The sequence below is a fragment of the Curtobacterium sp. UNCCL20 genome (assembly GCF_900101675.1).
GTDB lineage: Bacteria > Actinomycetota > Actinomycetes > Actinomycetales > Microbacteriaceae > Curtobacterium.
Genome location: NZ_FNKG01000003.1, coordinates 131,203 through 145,674, shown reverse-complemented (window position 1 = coordinate 145,674; position 14,472 = coordinate 131,203). Strand labels below are relative to the sequence as shown.

Here is a 14,472-nt window from a genome sequence, read left to right as displayed (position 1 = left end):
TGTCGCTCACCGCGAGTCTCGGGCCCGCACACGCCGACCCGAGCTACCAGCTGACCGGGAGGGGCTTGCCCTCCTCGTAGCCGGCGGCCGACTGGATGCCGACGAGCGCCCGCTCGGAGAACTCCGGCAGCGAGGACGCCCCGGCGTAGGTCGCCGAGCTCCGCACGCCGGTCGTGATCATGTCGAGCAGGTCCTCCACCGAGGGCCGCTCCGGGTCGAGGTAGATCGTCGACGACGAGATCCCCTCGGCGAAGAGCGCCTTGCGCGCCCGCTCGTAGGGGTCGAGGCGCTCGAAGCGCTCCCGGACGGCCTTCGCGGACGCCATGCCCCAGCTCTCCTTGTACGCCTTGCCCGCGGCGTCGCGACGGAGGACCCCGGGCGCCTCGAGCGTGCCGGCGAACCACGAGCCGATCATGACGGCGGACGCACCCGCGGCCAGCGCGAGCGCGACGTCGCGCGGGTACCGCACCCCGCCGTCGGCCCAGACGTGGGCGCCGAGCGAGCGGGCTGCCGCGGCGGTCTCGAGCACGGCGGAGAACTGCGGGCGCCCGACGGCCGTCATCATGCGGGTGGTGCACATCGCGCCGGGGCCGACGCCCACCTTGATGATCGAGGCGCCGGCGTCGACGAGGTGCGCCACGGCGTCTGCGGTGACGACGTTGCCGGCGACGAGCGGGATGTCGAGCCCGAGGCTCGCGACCGTCCTGAGGGCGCGGAGCATGCCCTCCTGGTGGCCGTGCGCGGTGTCGAGCACGAGCACGTCGACGCCGGCGGCGGCCAGCGCCTGGGCCTTCGCCGCGACGTCGCCGTTGATGCCGATCGCGGCGGCCACGCGGAGCCGTCCGGAGGCGTCGACGGCCGGCGTGTAGATGTCGGAGCGGATCGCGCTGGTCTGACTGACCGTGCCGACGACCCTGCCGTGCCGCATCACCGGCGCGAAGTCGACCTCGGCGGCGCTCAGCACGTCGTACACGTGCCGGGGCGTGCCGGCGTCCTCGGCGTCGATGGCGGTGGCGGCGCCGTGCAGCAGGTCGCCGAGCGTGGCGTCCGGGCCGGCGGTGCCGAGTCGTCCGGCCGGGACGCACCCGAGGTACTCCCCCGCGCCGTCGCGGACGACCACGCCACGGCCGGCGACGGGCAGCAGGTGCCCGAGGGCCTCGGCGACGGTCGTGTCGGCGGCCATGTCGTACGCGGTGTCGAAGTCGACCGGCTGGTCCTTCACCCAGCGGATCGCGGCGTCGAGGTCCTGCAGGTGCATGTCCTGCGGCAGGACGCCGAGCCCACCGCGGCGGGCGAGGGTGGCGGCGAGCCGGGGGCCGGTCACCGAGTTCATGTTGGCACTGACGATCGGGATCGTCGCACCGGAGCCGTCGTTCGCCCGGAGGTCCACGTCGAAGCGGCTCGTGACCGCGGATCGGCTGGGCACGAGGAAGACGTCGGAGTAGGTCAGGTCGTGTGTCGGCCGCGTCTCGTAGAACCTCATGGGCCCCACTGTACGGCTCGGCCGGGTGGCCGGTCTGGCGAGGTCCGGTCGCCTCCGGCACGACACGCGCGACACCCGGACGGGAGGCCCGACTCGCGTCGTTCCTGACACCGAACGGTCATCTGCGAGCGGCTAGGCTTGGGACCTGTGCGGGGCAGGGTTGCCGCGCACGACACACACGAGCATCTATCGACGGAGAGTGGGCGATCGGCTGTGTCGAGCCATCTGACCGGAACGGACGAGACCGCGGGCGAATTCGGGGCGAACGAGTGGCTCGTCGACGAGCTCTACGAGCAGTTCGTCGCGGACAAGGAGTCGGTCGACAAGTCCTGGTGGCCGGTCCTCGAGAGCTACCACCGCACGCAGGTCGGTGACGCTCCGGCTCCCGCCTCCCCCGCTTCCGCCGGCGCTCCCACCTCGGCCGGTGCTGCCGCGACCGCCCCGGCGCCCTCGGGCACCGCCCCCACGCAGCAGTCCTCGACCCAGCAGCCCGCCACCGGGGACGCCCCCGGCGAAGCGAAGTCCGGCCCGATCCAGGCGAAGACGACGTCCCGCCAGCCGACCCCGCAGCCGATCCCGGCCGAGGCGAACGACGAGGCCGACGACCACGAGGAGACCCACGAGGACGTCGCCACCCCGCTCCGCGGCATGGCGAAGACCCTGGCGTCGAACATGGACGCCTCGCTGACCGTGCCGACGGCGACGAGCGTGCGGACGATCCCGGCGAAGCTGATGATCGACAACCGCATCGTCATCAACAACCACCTCCGCCGTGCCCGCGGCGGCAAGATCTCCTTCACCCACCTGATCGGGTGGGCGATGGTGCAGGCACTCAAGGACTTCCCGAGCCAGAACGTCTTCTACGAGGAGCGCGACGGCAAGCCCTTCGTGGTGCAGCCCGCGCACGTCGGCCTCGGCATCGCGATCGACGTCCCGAAGAAGGACGGCACCCGCTCCCTGCTCGTCCCGAGCATCAAGCGCGCCGAGACCCTGACGTTCGGCCAGTTCCTCTCCGCCTACGAGGACCTCGTCAAGCGCGCCCGTGACAACAAGCTCACGCCGGCCGACTTCCAGGGCACGACGATCTCCCTGACGAACCCGGGCGGCATCGGCACGGTCCACTCGGTCCCGCGCCTGACGAAGGGGCAGGGCGCGATCATCGGCGCCGGTGCCCTCGAGTACCCCGCGCAGTTCCAGGGCTCGGCGTCGAAGACCCTCGTCGAGCTCGGCATCGGCAAGACGATCACGCTGACGAGCACCTACGACCACCGCGTCATCCAGGGCGCCGGGTCGGGCGAGTACCTCAAGAAGGTGCACGAGCGACTCATCGGCGAGCACGGCTTCTACGAGGGCATCTTCGCGGCGCTCCGGATCCCGTACAAGCCGATCCAGTGGGCGAACGACATCAACGTCGACCTCGCGCACCGGGTCAACAAGACGGCGCGCGTGCAGGAGCTCATCAACAGCTTCCGCGTCCGCGGGCACCTCATGGCGGACATCGACCCGCTCGAGTACCGGCAGCGCACGCACCCCGACCTCGAGATCGAGAGCCACGGGCTGACCTTCTGGGACCTCGACCGGGAGTTCGTCACGGGTGGCCTCGCCGGCACCACGAACGCGCCGCTCCGCGACGTCCTCGGGATCCTCCGCGACGCCTACTGCCGAACGGTCGGCATCGAGTACATGCACATCCAGGACCCGGAGCAGCGGCGCTGGGTGCAGGCCCACATCGAGGTCCCCTACTCGAAGCCGTCGAAGGACGAGCAGCTCCGCGTCCTCGGCAAGCTCAACGAGGCCGAGGCGTTCGAGACCTTCCTGCAGACGAAGTACGTCGGTCAGAAGCGCTTCTCGCTCGAGGGTGGCGAGTCCACCATCGCGTTCCTCGACACCCTGATCCAGCACGCCGCCACGTCCGGCCTCGACGAGGTCGCCATCGGGATGGCCCACCGTGGTCGCCTCAACGTGCTGACGAACATCGCCGGCAAGACCTACGGCCAGATCTTCCGTGAGTTCGAGGGGTCCTCGCTCCCCGGCTCGGTCTCCGGCCAGGGCTCGGGCGACGTGAAGTACCACGTCGGCACGGAGGGCGTGTTCCGCGCGTCCGACGGCACCGCGATCCCGGTGACGATCGCCGCGAACCCGTCCCACCTCGAGGCAGTCGACGGCGTGCTCGAGGGCATCGTCCGCGCCAAGCAGGACAGAGAAGCGCCCGGCACGTTCGGGGTGCTGCCCGTGCTGGTCCACGGCGACGCGGCGATGGCCGGGCAGGGCGTGGTGGTCGAGACCCTGCAGATGTCGCAGCTGCGGGGCTACCGCACCGGCGGCACCGTGCACCTCGTCATCAACAACCAGGTCGGGTTCACCACCCCGCCGGAGTCGGCCCGCAGCTCGGTGTACTCCACCGACGTCGCGAAGACGATCCAGGCCCCGATCTTCCACGTCAACGGTGACGACCCCGAGGCCGTGGCCCGCGTCGCCGAGCTGGCGTTCGCGTACCGCCAGGAGTTCCACCGCGACGTCGTCATCGACCTCATCTGCTACCGCCGCCGCGGGCACAACGAGGGCGACGACCCCTCGATGACGCAGCCGATGATGTACAACCTCATCGAGGCGAAGCGCTCCGTCCGCACGCTGTACACCGAGGCCCTCGTCGGCCGCGGTGACATCACGCAAGAGGAGTACGACGAGGCGCACCGCGACTTCCAGGACCGTCTGGAGCGCGCCTTCGCCGAGACGCACGAGGCGCAGACCGGCACCATCCCGGTGATCACGGTCGACGACGACGGTGCCGTGCAGGGGCTCGAACGTCCCGCCTCGCAGCGCGACGACTCCGAGCACGAGGTCCACGACACCGCGGTGTCGCAGGAGCTCGTCCAGGCGATCGGCGACGCGCACAGCAACCCGCCCGCCGGGTTCTCCATCCACCCGAAGCTGCAGCAGCTGCTGTCGAAGCGCACCGACATGACGCGCAACGGCGGCATCGACTGGGCGATGGCGGAGCTCATGGCGATCGGTTCGCTGCTGGTCGAGGGCAAGCCCGTCCGTCTCGCCGGGCAGGACGCCCGCCGTGGCACCTTCGTGCAGCGTCAGGCGGTGTTCCACGACCGGGTGAACGGCCAGGAGTGGCTGCCGCTCTCGAACCTCACCGAGGACCAGGCGCGCTTCTACATCTACGACTCGCTCCTCAGCGAGTACGCGGCGATGGCGTTCGAGTACGGGTACTCGGTCGAACGGCCCGACGCGCTCGTGCTCTGGGAGGCACAGTTCGGCGACTTCGCGAACGGCGCCCAGACGGTCATCGACGAGTTCATCTCGTCGGCCGAGCAGAAGTGGGGACAGCGTTCGGGCCTCGTGCTCCTGCTCCCCCACGGCTACGAGGGCCAGGGGCCGGACCACTCGTCCGCCCGCATCGAACGGTACCTGCAGCTCTGCGCCGAGGACAACATGGTGGTCGCGCGGCCGTCGACCCCGGCGTCGTACTTCCACCTGCTCCGTCGGCAGGCATGGGCAAAGCCGCAGAAGCCCCTCGTGGTGTTCTCGCCCAAGGCCATGCTGCGCCTCCGTCAGGCCACGAGCGCGGTGGACGCGTTCACCAGCGGCACCTTCGAGGAGGTGCTCGACGACGACCGCGTGGTCGACGAGTCGGCCGTGCGCCGCGTCGTCCTGCACTCCGGCAAGGTCCACCACGACCTGCGTGCCGAGGCCGAGAAGCGCGGGGCCGGTGACGTCGCCCTCGTGCGGCTGGAGCAGCTCGCACCGCTCCCGCTCGAGCGCATCCTCGAGGTCCTGGGCAGCTACCCGGACGCCGAGGTCGTCTGGGCGCAGGAGGAGCCGGAGAACCAGGGCGCCTGGCCGTTCGTGTGCATGAACCTGTCGCCGCACCTCGACGGCCGCCCGCTGTTGGTGGCCGCACGTCCGGCGAGTGCCGCACCCGCGACGGGCTCGTCGAAGCGCTCCGCACAAGAGGCCGCCGACGTCATCAACCGCGCGCTCGGCTAGGTCGGTCGTCCGCTGAACACCGGTGTTCGTCGGTCGCGCCCACGCATGCGGGTGTTCGACCGACGAGCACCGGTGTTCTGCCGCCAGAACGGAGGCGGCAGAACGGAGGCCCCCGACCGGCGCTACGCGATCTTCGTGTACCGCACCCCGGCGTCGTGGTACCCGCGCTTCTGGTAGAACCGGTGCGCGCTGTCCGTCGCCGCCGCACTGACGGCGCTCAGCTGGCGGGCGCCCTGCTCGACGGCCCACGTCTCGAAGGTGCCGATGAGCGCGGAACCGGTGCCGAGCCTCCTGGCTGACGGGTCGACCACCAGCAGGAGGAGCTGCGCCGTCGGCTCGTCGCTCGCGTACGCCCAGGTGACCTGCGCGCCGGCGACGGCGACCGCACGACCGTCGTCGTCACGGATCAGCCACGTGCGGTGACCGGCCTCGGGCGTGAGCCGCTCGAGGCGGGCCCGCATCGAGGCGTCGTCGACCACGTGGCCGAGCAGGCGGACGAGAGCGGCGACGTCGGCGACGTCCGTGTCGGACCACGAGGTGATCGACTCGACGGAGAGGGTCATGCCCGTGAGACTACCGACCGCCCCCGCCGTGTGACGACGCTGCTGGTCAGACCCTCAGCGGGGCTGACCGCAGCGCTCGTCGACTCCGAGCGGGGCAGACCGCACCGTTCTGCAGCGGGTCAGTGGGTCGCCTGCTCCAGCCGGATGCGCGCGAGGATCTCCCCGCGCAGCTGCTCCGGAGCGGTCTCCTTGCACGCACGGCGCACGGTCTCCATCAGCACGACACCGACCCGGTGCTCGGTGGTGCAGTCCTCGCACCCCTCCATGTGCTCGCGGATGTCCGCGGCGTCCTCGTGGCGGAGCTCGTCGTGGAGGAACTCCTCGAGCTCGGCCTTCGCCTTCGAGCAGTCGCAGCCGCTCATCGTGCTTCCTTCCCGTCGACGCGACCCTGGGCCGCGGCAGTCTTCCGGCCTCGTCCGCGCATCGTCGCCGTCGACGCTGCGTCCGGGACGATGCCGGTCTCACGTGCGTGGTCCGCCAGGAGCCCCCGGAGGAGCCGGCGACCACGGTGGAGGCGGCTCATGACCGTCCCCACGGGGGTCTTCATGATGTCGGCGATCTCCTGGTAGGAGAACCCCTCGACATCCGCGAAGTAGACGGCCATCCGGAAGTCCTCGGGGATGGCCTGCAGCGCGTCCTTCACGGCGGAGGACGGCAGGTGGTCGATGGCGTCGGCCTCGGCGGAGCGCGCCGAGATCGACTGCGTGACGCTCTCCGCGCCGCCCAGCTGCCAGTCCTCGAGCTCGTCGATCGTGCCCTGGTAGGGGTTGCGCTGGTTCTTGCGGTACGTGTTGATGAACGTGTTCGTCAGGATCCGGTAGAGCCAGGCCTTGAGGTTCGTGCCCTGCCGGAACTGGCGGAAGGCGGCGAACGCCTTGACGAAGGTCTCCTGCACGAGGTCGGACGCGTCGGCCGGGTTGCGGGTCATCCGCATCGCCGCGCCGTACAGCTGGTCCATGAAGGGCAGCGCCTGGTCCTCGAAGAGCGACCGGAGCTCGGACTCCGAGACCGTCTTCGCGTCGACGACGTCGACGTCGACCTCGGCCTCGGCCTCGGTGTCGTCGACCTCGGTGTCGTCCGCCTCGGTGTCATTGGCCTCGGTGTCGTCGAGCGCTTCGTGCTCCTCCGACACCGCGTCGAGCTGCGCCTCGGTCTCCTCGACCAGGTCCTGCGGTACTGCGGCCTGCGGTTCGTCGGTGGTCATCGCCGCCAAGTCTAGGCCGAGCGGGCTCACGAGCGTCGTCGGCAGGGCCCGGGCGGGCACGCTGCCGAGGCTCGTCGGCACGGCGGGCAGCACGGTGGCCGTGCCGGTCCGCTCTCGTGCGAGTGTTGCTGTCGCCACTGATCCTCCCGGTGCGTTCAGTACCCTTGTGAACCGATGGCAGCCTCGACGCATTCCCAGCCCCAGACCGATCCCTGGATCGCACCGGTCGCACGCGGTCCGCTGCGCGGCGACGTCTCGCTGCCCGGGTCGAAGTCGCTGACGAACCGGGAGCTCGTGCTCGCCGCGCTGGCCGACGGCCCCTCGACGATCCGACTGCCGCTCCACTCCCGTGACTCGGCGCTCATGATCGCGGGCCTTCGGCAGCTCGGTGTCGGGATCGAGGAGCTGCAGGGCGACAACCCCTACGGCCCGGACCTCCGGATCACCCCCGCCCCGATGCACGGCGACGTCCGGATCGACTGCGGGCTCGCCGGCACCGTGATGCGCTTCCTGCCGCCGCTCGCCGCGCTGGCGGTCGGCCCGGTCACGATCGACGGCGACCCGTACGCGCGGAAGCGTCCGATGCACGCGATCATCCAGGCGCTCGTCGACCTCGGTGTGGACGTCACGGACGACGGCGACGGCGCGATGCCGTTCACCTTCACCGGCACCGGCTCGGTGCGCGGCGGCACCCTGACGATCGACGCCTCGGCCTCGTCGCAGTTCGTGTCCGGCCTGCTGCTGTCCGCACCGCGCTTCGACCAGGGCCTCCACCTCACCCACGTGGGCGAGCGACTGCCGAGCATGCCGCACATCGACATGACCGTCGCCGCCCTCCGTGCCCGCGGCGTCCAGGTCGACGAGCCGTCGGTCGGTGAGTGGGTCGTCCACCCGGGTCCGATCGGGGCGCGCGACGTCACCATCGAACCGGACCTGTCGAACGCCGCACCGTTCGCCGTCGCCGCGCTCGTCGCGGGCGGCACGGTCCGCATCCGCACCTGGCCGACGGAGACGACGCAGGTCGGCGCCGACCTCGAGACGCTCCTCCCCCTGTGGGGCGCGACCGTGGCCCGACAGGGCGACGACCTCGTCTTCGACGGCGGCGTCGGGATCCGGGGTGGCGCCTCCAGGCCGGGTCTGGAACTCGACCTGAGCCGCGGTGGCGAGCTCGCACCGGCGCTGGTCGCGCTCGCCGCGCTGGCTGACGGCCCGACCGAGATCACCGGGATCGGCCACCTGCGGGGGCACGAGACGGACCGGCTCGCGGCGCTCGCGTCGGACGTCAACCGGTCTGGAGGCGCGGTGCACGAACTCGACGACGGCCTGCGGATCGAACCGCGTCCCCTCCACGGCGGCCCCTGGGCCGCGTACGACGACCACCGGATGGCGACCGCGGGCGCCGTCGTGGGCCTCGTCGTCGACGGGGTCGCCGTCGACGACATCGGGTCCACCGCGAAGACGCTGCCGCAGTTCCCGGAGCTGTGGGCGGAACTCGTGGCGACGGCCGTCGAACCGACCGGTCCTGCTACCCCGTTCGTGCGTTCGGAAGGCTGATCCGATGAGCTGGTGGGACGACGTCGACGGCGACGACGGGGACGAGGACGAGCCGTACGGGCAGTACGACGAGTCGAGCGTCCGGGTGCGGCCGAACCCGAAGGGCAACCGCCCGCGCACGAAGGTGCGCCCCACGTACGAGGACGCCCCGACCGGCTGGGTGACGAACGTCGACCGGGGGCGCTTCGGCGTGCTGGTCGGCTCGGGCACGGGCACGGGCGCCGGCTCTGGCTCTGGGAGCCGGGACGAGCGCGTCATCACGGCGACGAAGGCCCGGGAGCTCGGCAAGAAGTCCGTCGTCACCGGCGACACGGTGTTCCTCGCCGGCGACGTGTCCGGCGAGCCCGGGTCCCTCGCCCGCATCGTGAAGGTCGCCGAACGGACCACCCTGCTCCGACGGAGCGCGGACGACACCGACGACGTCGAGCGCGTGATCGTCGCCAACGCCGACCAGATGCTCATCGTCGTGGCCGCCGCCGACCCGGAGCCCCGTACCCGCCTCATCGACCGGTACCTCGTCGCGGCGTTCGACGCCGGGCTCGACCCGATCCTCTGCATCACGAAGACCGACCTCGCCGACCCCGCACCGTTCCTCGCGCACTTCGCCTGCCTCGACCTCCGGATCGTCACGAGCCGCGCGGACGACGTCCCCTTCGAGGCGCTGCACGAGGTCCTCGACGACAAGGTCACGGTCACCGTCGGCCACTCCGGCGTCGGCAAGTCGACGCTCGTGAACGCGTTGACCGGCTCCTCGCGGGCGACCGGGGTCGTGAACTCGGTCACCGGGCGCGGACGGCACACCTCGTCGTCGTCGATCGCGCTGCAGGTACGGGACGGCGGCTGGATCATCGACACTCCGGGCGTCCGGTCGTTCGGCCTCGGGCACGTCGATCCCGCGAACGTCTTCCGGGCGTTCGCCTCGCACGCGATCACCGTCGCGCCGTCGGACAGCGGCATCCCGCTCGACCAGGCGCACGACTGGGAGATCGTCGACCGGGTGCAGGCCGGGGAGCTCGGGCCGACCGGCGTCGAGCGGCTGGACTCGTTCCGGGCGCTGCTGACCGGCATGGGCGGGTCCGACCCCGGCACCGAGTAGCGCGCGGTCTCGCCCGTCGCCCCCTCCCTCCTTTCGCCCCTCCCTTTTCGCCCTACCCCTCAGCGAGATCGCACTTCGGCGCGCCTTCCCGAGGACGAAGGCCGCGGAAGTGCGATCTCGGCGGACGGGTACCGGCCGCGCCTGGGCGCGGACGACTACCGCTCGCCGCTCGCCGCTCGCCACCTCTTCGCTCGCCACCCTCTTCGCCGAGATCGCACTCCGGCGCGCTCGACTGAGGACGAGGGCCGCGGAAGTGCGATCTCGGCGAATGAGCACTCGGGCGGGCGGGAGGGCGGGCGGGAGGGCGGACGGGAGCGCGGGCCGGGTCGACAGGTGTGCACCGACGTTGTACAGTTGCCCTTCGTGTCTGAAGTTGCAAAGTACAACTTTGCGCCGACCCCCGCCGTCGACGCCCCGTCCTCCCCCATGACGACAACGACGTCGCACGTGCACACCTCCCCCGCAGCCTCCTCTTCCCACCAGCACGCGCACGCCGCACCCCGCACCCCGCGGACGAACCGGCAGCCGAACGGCCCGAGCGTGCTCCGCCCGCAGGGCCTCGGCCGGATCCTGCTGAGCTTCGGCTCGCACATCCTCGTGCCGCTCTTCCTCGCGGTCGGCATGGGCCTCGCGTACCTCGGTGCCTTCCACGCCCCGACGCCGCACGACCTCCCCGTCGGCATCGTCGGCCAGGGCGCCGCGACGCAGGTGTTCGCCCAGACGGTGACCGACCAGTCCGACGGCGCACTCGTGACCCACGTGGTGTCCTCGACCGCCGAGGCCGAGCGGCAGGTCCGCGACCGCGACCTCGCCGCCGTGTACGTCCCCGGGGCGACCGGAGCGACGCTCTACGTCTCCACCGCCGCGTCGGAGACCACCGCCAGCGCCGCGCAGAAGATCTTCATGCCGATCGCGTACCAGGCGCACCTGCCCTTCACCGTGCAGGACGTCGTGCCGTCGAACGACCAGGACACCACGGGTCAGGGGCTCTTCTTCCTGCTCGTGGCACTCAGCGTCGGTGGCTACGCCTCGGCCATCGCCGTCGCAGCCTTCGCCACCCGCCTCCGCCCGCTGTGGACCGCGGTGATCGGACTGCTCACCGCCGGTGTCGTCGCCGGGATCGGGATCGTCATCGCCGGGCCGATCTACGGGATCATCACCACGCACCGCTGGGAGATCTTCCTGTTCGCGTGGATGTACGACGCGATCATCGTGGCGCTCGGCGTCGGGCTGCACCCGCTGCTCGGCCGGTGGACGACACCGATCCTCACGATGCTCTTCGTGATGCTCAACTTCACGTCGTCGGGCGGCATCTTCCAGCCCGCGTTCCAGCCCGGGTTCTTCGCCGGCCTCAACACGTTCTGGAGCGGTGCCGCCTGGCTGCAGGCCGCCCAGGACCTGCTGTACTTCCCCGGCGCCTCGCTCGGCCGGTCGTCGCTCGTCCTGGCGCTCTGGCTCGCCGCCGCGGTGCTCCTCTGCGTCGTGGTGCACGGCCTCGTCGCCCGCCGGACCCGCATCGCCCGGGAGCGCGAGGTCACGCGGCTCGAGGAAGAAGAGGTCGTCGCCGCGTAGCGCGCCCGCCGCGACGCCACGGGACGCGCCCGCCGCTACGCTGTCGAGCGTGGACCTCAGCGCCGACCTGGACTTCGCCCGCTCCCTCGCCGACACCGCTGACGCGATCAGCCTCGAGCGGTTCCGCGCCGCCGACCTGCACGTCACGACGAAGGCCGACAGCACGCACGTCACGGACGCCGACCAGGCGGTCGAGCGGGCCCTGCGCGACCGACTCCAGGCGGAGCGGCCGGACGATGCGTTCCTCGGCGAGGAGACCACCGCCGACACCGGGGCCGAGGCCGTCAGCGAGGGCCACCGCCAGTGGGTCGTCGACCCCATCGACGGCACCGCGAACTACCTCCGCGGCGTCCCCGTCTGGGCGACCCTGATCGCACTCGCCGTCGACGGCCGCCCGGTCCTCGGCGTGGTGAGCGCCCCGGCTCTCGGCAAGCGCTGGTGGGCGGCCGAGGGCCTCGGTGCGCACTCCTTCGACGGCGAGCTGCACGTCTCGGGGGTCGCCGAACTGGGCGACGCGAGCCTCAGCTACAACAGCATCCAGCAGTGGGACGACGACGCCCGCCTCCAACCGCTCATCGACCTGTCCCGCAAGGTGTGGCGCACCCGCGCCTACGGGGACATGTGGCCGTACATGATGGTGGCCGAGGGCGTCCTCGACGTCGCCGGCGAACCGGACCTCAAGCCGTGGGACATGGCGGCGCTCGTCCCCATCGTCGAGGAGGCCGGCGGCCGCTTCACGTCCCTCGACGGGGACCCGGGGCCGTGGCACGGCAGCGCGCTGGCGACCAACGGCCTGGTGCACGACGCCGTCGTCGAGGTCATCCGCCGCTGACCGGCGGACCACGCCGCCGACGGCGGACCATGCCGCCGACGGCTGACCACACGGCGGACCGGCGGACCACGCCGCTGACAGCAGACCGCACCGCCGGCCGGCGGGCCCAGGGCGGCCTGGAGGCGCGACCCGCCTCAGCCGCGCGTCTCGCCGTCCGCAGGGGCCGGGTCCACGGCCCCACGCGCCTCCCGTCCGTCCGTCCCGTCCCGACGCGCCGCCCGCTTCCGCACCACGAGGTCGCTGACGGCGAGCACGAGCGCCAGGCCCATCAGCGACACCGTGAACGTCGTCCCGCTCCGGAACGCCTCGTGGTACGCGTCCAGACGGCTCGCCGAACCCGAGCCGGCACCGACGGCACTCGTCCCCGCACCCGACGCGCGCACGATCCCGTAGAAGATGCTCGTCGCGACCGCGGTCCCGATGGCCGTCCCGACCCGCTGCCCGAGCTGCTGCATCGACCCGGCGACCCCGGACTGCTCGATCGGCACCTCGGCGAGGGTGAGCGTCTGGTTCGGCGACACCACGAACCCGCCGCCGAGCCCACCGACGAGGAACGCGCCAGCCATCGCCCACGGCGTGACCTCCGGCGGCGTGAGCGTCGCGGCGAGCATGAGCAGCAGGAACCCGGCGACGACGAAGAACAGGCCGACGACGACGAGCGCGCGCCCGAACCGTTCCACGATGCGACCGCCGATGTACGAGCCCACCGCGCTCGTCGCCGCGAAGGGGATGCTCACCATGCCGGCGAAGAGCGGCTCGAGCCCGAGGCCCTCCTGGAGGTACAGCGTCACCATCAGGAACGAGGCGGGGAGGGCCGCGAAGTACACCGCGACGATCGACAGCCCGTTCCGGTACGAGGACAGCCGGAACAGCTCGAAGTGCACGACGGGCGACTTGCCGTTCGCCTTGTACCGGCGTTCCCACCACACGAACAGGGCGACGAACACGGCGAAGCCGACCAGCCAGAACCAGCGCGTCCCGGAGTCGCCGGCGCCGGTGGTGAGCACGAAGGGCAGCATCAGCGTGACGATCGCGGCGCCGAGGAGCAGGATGCCGACGACGTCGAGTTCCCGGTCCTTCGCGGTGCCCTGGCTGCCCTTCGGCAGGAGCTTCAGCGCGAACAGCAGCGCGGCGATGCCGAGCGGCACGTTCATCCAGAAGAGCAGCCGCCAGCCGGACTCCTCGCCGCCGATGGCGATGAGTCCACCGCCGATGGTCGGGCCGAGGGCGGTGGAGATGCCGATCATCGCGCCGAAGAGCCCGAACGCCCGGCCGCGCTCCGGACCGCGGAACAGCTGCTGGACGAGCCCGATCACCTGGGGCATCTGCGTGCCGGCGGCGAACCCCTGCAGGATCCGCGTGACGATGAGCACCTGGATGTTCGGCGCGATCGCGCACAGCAGGCTCGATCCGGTGAACGCGACGAGTCCGACGATGAACAGCGCCCGTCGGCTCTTGAGGTCGCCCAGGCGTCCAGCCGGCACCAGCGCGAGGCCGAACGCGAGCGCGTACCCGGCGACGATGAGCTGCAGGGACGAGCTCGTCGCCCCGAGTGACTGCTCGATGGAGGGCAGCCCGACGTTCACCTTCGACAGGTCGAGGATGGTGAGCGCGGCGACGGCGACGCACACGGCGAAGGCTCGCCACCGGGTCCGGTCGTCGGGGCGGGCGTCGGTCTGGGTCGTCGGGTCGGCGCTGGACATCACCCACCGTGGTACACCGTTCCGGACGGGTCGCCTCGGAACCGACCTGTACCCCGATTTCGTACCACGGTGGATCGCGACAACGACCACGGCTGGGCGGAGAATCCCCGGAACCACCCCCGAGGGGGGCACATGGCCCCCCGGACTGGGGTCAGGCGGGGGGCGGATCAGATTGCGGAGAGCGGCCATCCGGGTCAGAACCTGAGTTATCGTGCAAGCAGGCGGCAGGTCAGGAAACGTCTCGGATTCCCTAGATCCGGAACAGAGTCAGACCCGTCGTGCTTCGTCCGAAGACCCTAACCCGAGGGGTGATACAGACGATGACTTCATCGTTCCCGAGCGGAACCGAGTGCACCCTCACTCGTCATCCGCATTCCGAATCCGAAACCCGTTCTGGCGCGCGTACCCTCGCCGCTTCTCGTCCGGTCCTCCGCGTGCCCAACGGCCGCGCCGCAGTCCGGCTCTC

The 14,472-nt window shown here is 71.4% G+C and carries 10 protein-coding genes; 5 read left to right on the top strand and 5 right to left on the bottom strand.

Translation table 11 applies throughout. From position 1 onward, the window contains the following. Positions 1–43: 43 nt before the first annotated feature. Positions 44–1,483 (bottom strand): GMP reductase, encoded by a 1,440-nt coding sequence (locus BLT36_RS13825; RefSeq protein ID WP_092096027.1) that lies wholly within the window; start codon positions 1,481–1,483, stop codon positions 44–46. A gap of 213 nt (positions 1,484–1,696) precedes the next feature. Here BLT36_RS13825 and BLT36_RS13820 point away from each other — a divergent pair, with 213 nt between their 5' ends. Beyond that, positions 1,697–5,482, top strand: coding sequence for a multifunctional oxoglutarate decarboxylase/oxoglutarate dehydrogenase thiamine pyrophosphate-binding subunit/dihydrolipoyllysine-residue succinyltransferase subunit (locus tag BLT36_RS13820; RefSeq protein WP_175529652.1), 3,786 nt, complete (start codon positions 1,697–1,699; stop codon positions 5,480–5,482). Positions 5,483–5,604: 122 nt separating this feature from the next. Here BLT36_RS13820 and BLT36_RS13815 read toward each other — a convergent pair whose 3' ends face one another. The 3 genes from BLT36_RS13815 to BLT36_RS13805 all read right to left on the bottom strand — a co-directional run bounded on the left by BLT36_RS13815 (position 5,605) and on the right by BLT36_RS13805 (position 7,249). Continuing rightward, positions 5,605–6,045 (bottom strand): GNAT family N-acetyltransferase, encoded by a 441-nt coding sequence (locus BLT36_RS13815; RefSeq protein WP_092096025.1) that lies wholly within the window; start codon positions 6,043–6,045, stop codon positions 5,605–5,607. Between the two features lie 119 nt (positions 6,046–6,164). Next, positions 6,165–6,407 (bottom strand): zf-HC2 domain-containing protein, encoded by a 243-nt coding sequence (locus BLT36_RS13810; protein WP_092096024.1) that lies wholly within the window; start codon positions 6,405–6,407, stop codon positions 6,165–6,167. Beyond that, positions 6,404–7,249 (bottom strand): sigma-70 family RNA polymerase sigma factor, encoded by an 846-nt coding sequence (locus BLT36_RS13805; RefSeq protein WP_092096509.1) that lies wholly within the window; start codon positions 7,247–7,249, stop codon positions 6,404–6,406. The genes BLT36_RS13810 and BLT36_RS13805 overlap by 4 nt, the downstream gene beginning before the upstream one ends. A 174-nt stretch (positions 7,250–7,423) precedes the next feature. Here BLT36_RS13805 and aroA point away from each other — a divergent pair, with 174 nt between their 5' ends. From aroA to BLT36_RS13785, 4 genes are all read left to right on the top strand, one after another. After that, positions 7,424–8,803: a 3-phosphoshikimate 1-carboxyvinyltransferase gene (aroA, locus tag BLT36_RS13800; RefSeq protein ID WP_092096022.1), complete on the top strand. Its 1,380-nt coding sequence runs from the start codon at positions 7,424–7,426 to the stop codon at positions 8,801–8,803. 4 nt (positions 8,804–8,807) lie between these two features. Then, positions 8,808–9,899 (top strand): ribosome small subunit-dependent GTPase A, encoded by a 1,092-nt coding sequence (rsgA, locus tag BLT36_RS13795; protein ID WP_092096020.1) that lies wholly within the window; start codon positions 8,808–8,810, stop codon positions 9,897–9,899. Between the two features lie 363 nt (positions 9,900–10,262). Beyond that, the gene (locus BLT36_RS13790) at positions 10,263–11,471 is read left to right on the top strand and encodes a hypothetical protein (protein WP_139166476.1); all 1,209 of its coding nucleotides are present in this window, start codon (positions 10,263–10,265) and stop codon (positions 11,469–11,471) included. Positions 11,472–11,520: 49 nt separating this feature from the next. Then, a complete protein-coding gene (locus tag BLT36_RS13785; protein WP_092096017.1) occupies positions 11,521–12,303 on the top strand; it encodes an inositol monophosphatase family protein in 783 nt (260 codons plus the stop codon). 134 nt (positions 12,304–12,437) lie between these two features. On the opposite strand, the gene BLT36_RS13780 is transcribed toward BLT36_RS13785, so the two are convergent. Beyond that, entirely contained in the window at positions 12,438–14,006 is a 1,569-nt protein-coding gene (locus tag BLT36_RS13780) for an MFS transporter (protein ID WP_092096016.1), read from the bottom strand. Positions 14,007–14,472 lie beyond the last annotated feature (466 nt).

Coding starts and splice junctions, on each gene's coding strand:
- BLT36_RS13825 (WP_092096027.1), bottom strand. CDS start 1,483: ATGAGGTTCTACGAGACGCGGCCGACACACGACCTGACCTACTCCGAC.
- BLT36_RS13815 (WP_092096025.1), bottom strand. CDS start 6,045: ATGACCCTCTCCGTCGAGTCGATCACCTCGTGGTCCGACACGGACGTC.
- BLT36_RS13810 (WP_092096024.1), bottom strand. CDS start 6,407: ATGAGCGGCTGCGACTGCTCGAAGGCGAAGGCCGAGCTCGAGGAGTTC.
- BLT36_RS13805 (WP_092096509.1), bottom strand. CDS start 7,249: ATGACCACCGACGAACCGCAGGCCGCAGTACCGCAGGACCTGGTCGAG.
- aroA (WP_092096022.1), top strand. CDS start 7,424: ATGGCAGCCTCGACGCATTCCCAGCCCCAGACCGATCCCTGGATCGCA.
- rsgA (WP_092096020.1), top strand. CDS start 8,808: ATGAGCTGGTGGGACGACGTCGACGGCGACGACGGGGACGAGGACGAG.
- BLT36_RS13780 (WP_092096016.1), bottom strand. CDS start 14,006: ATGTCCAGCGCCGACCCGACGACCCAGACCGACGCCCGCCCCGACGAC.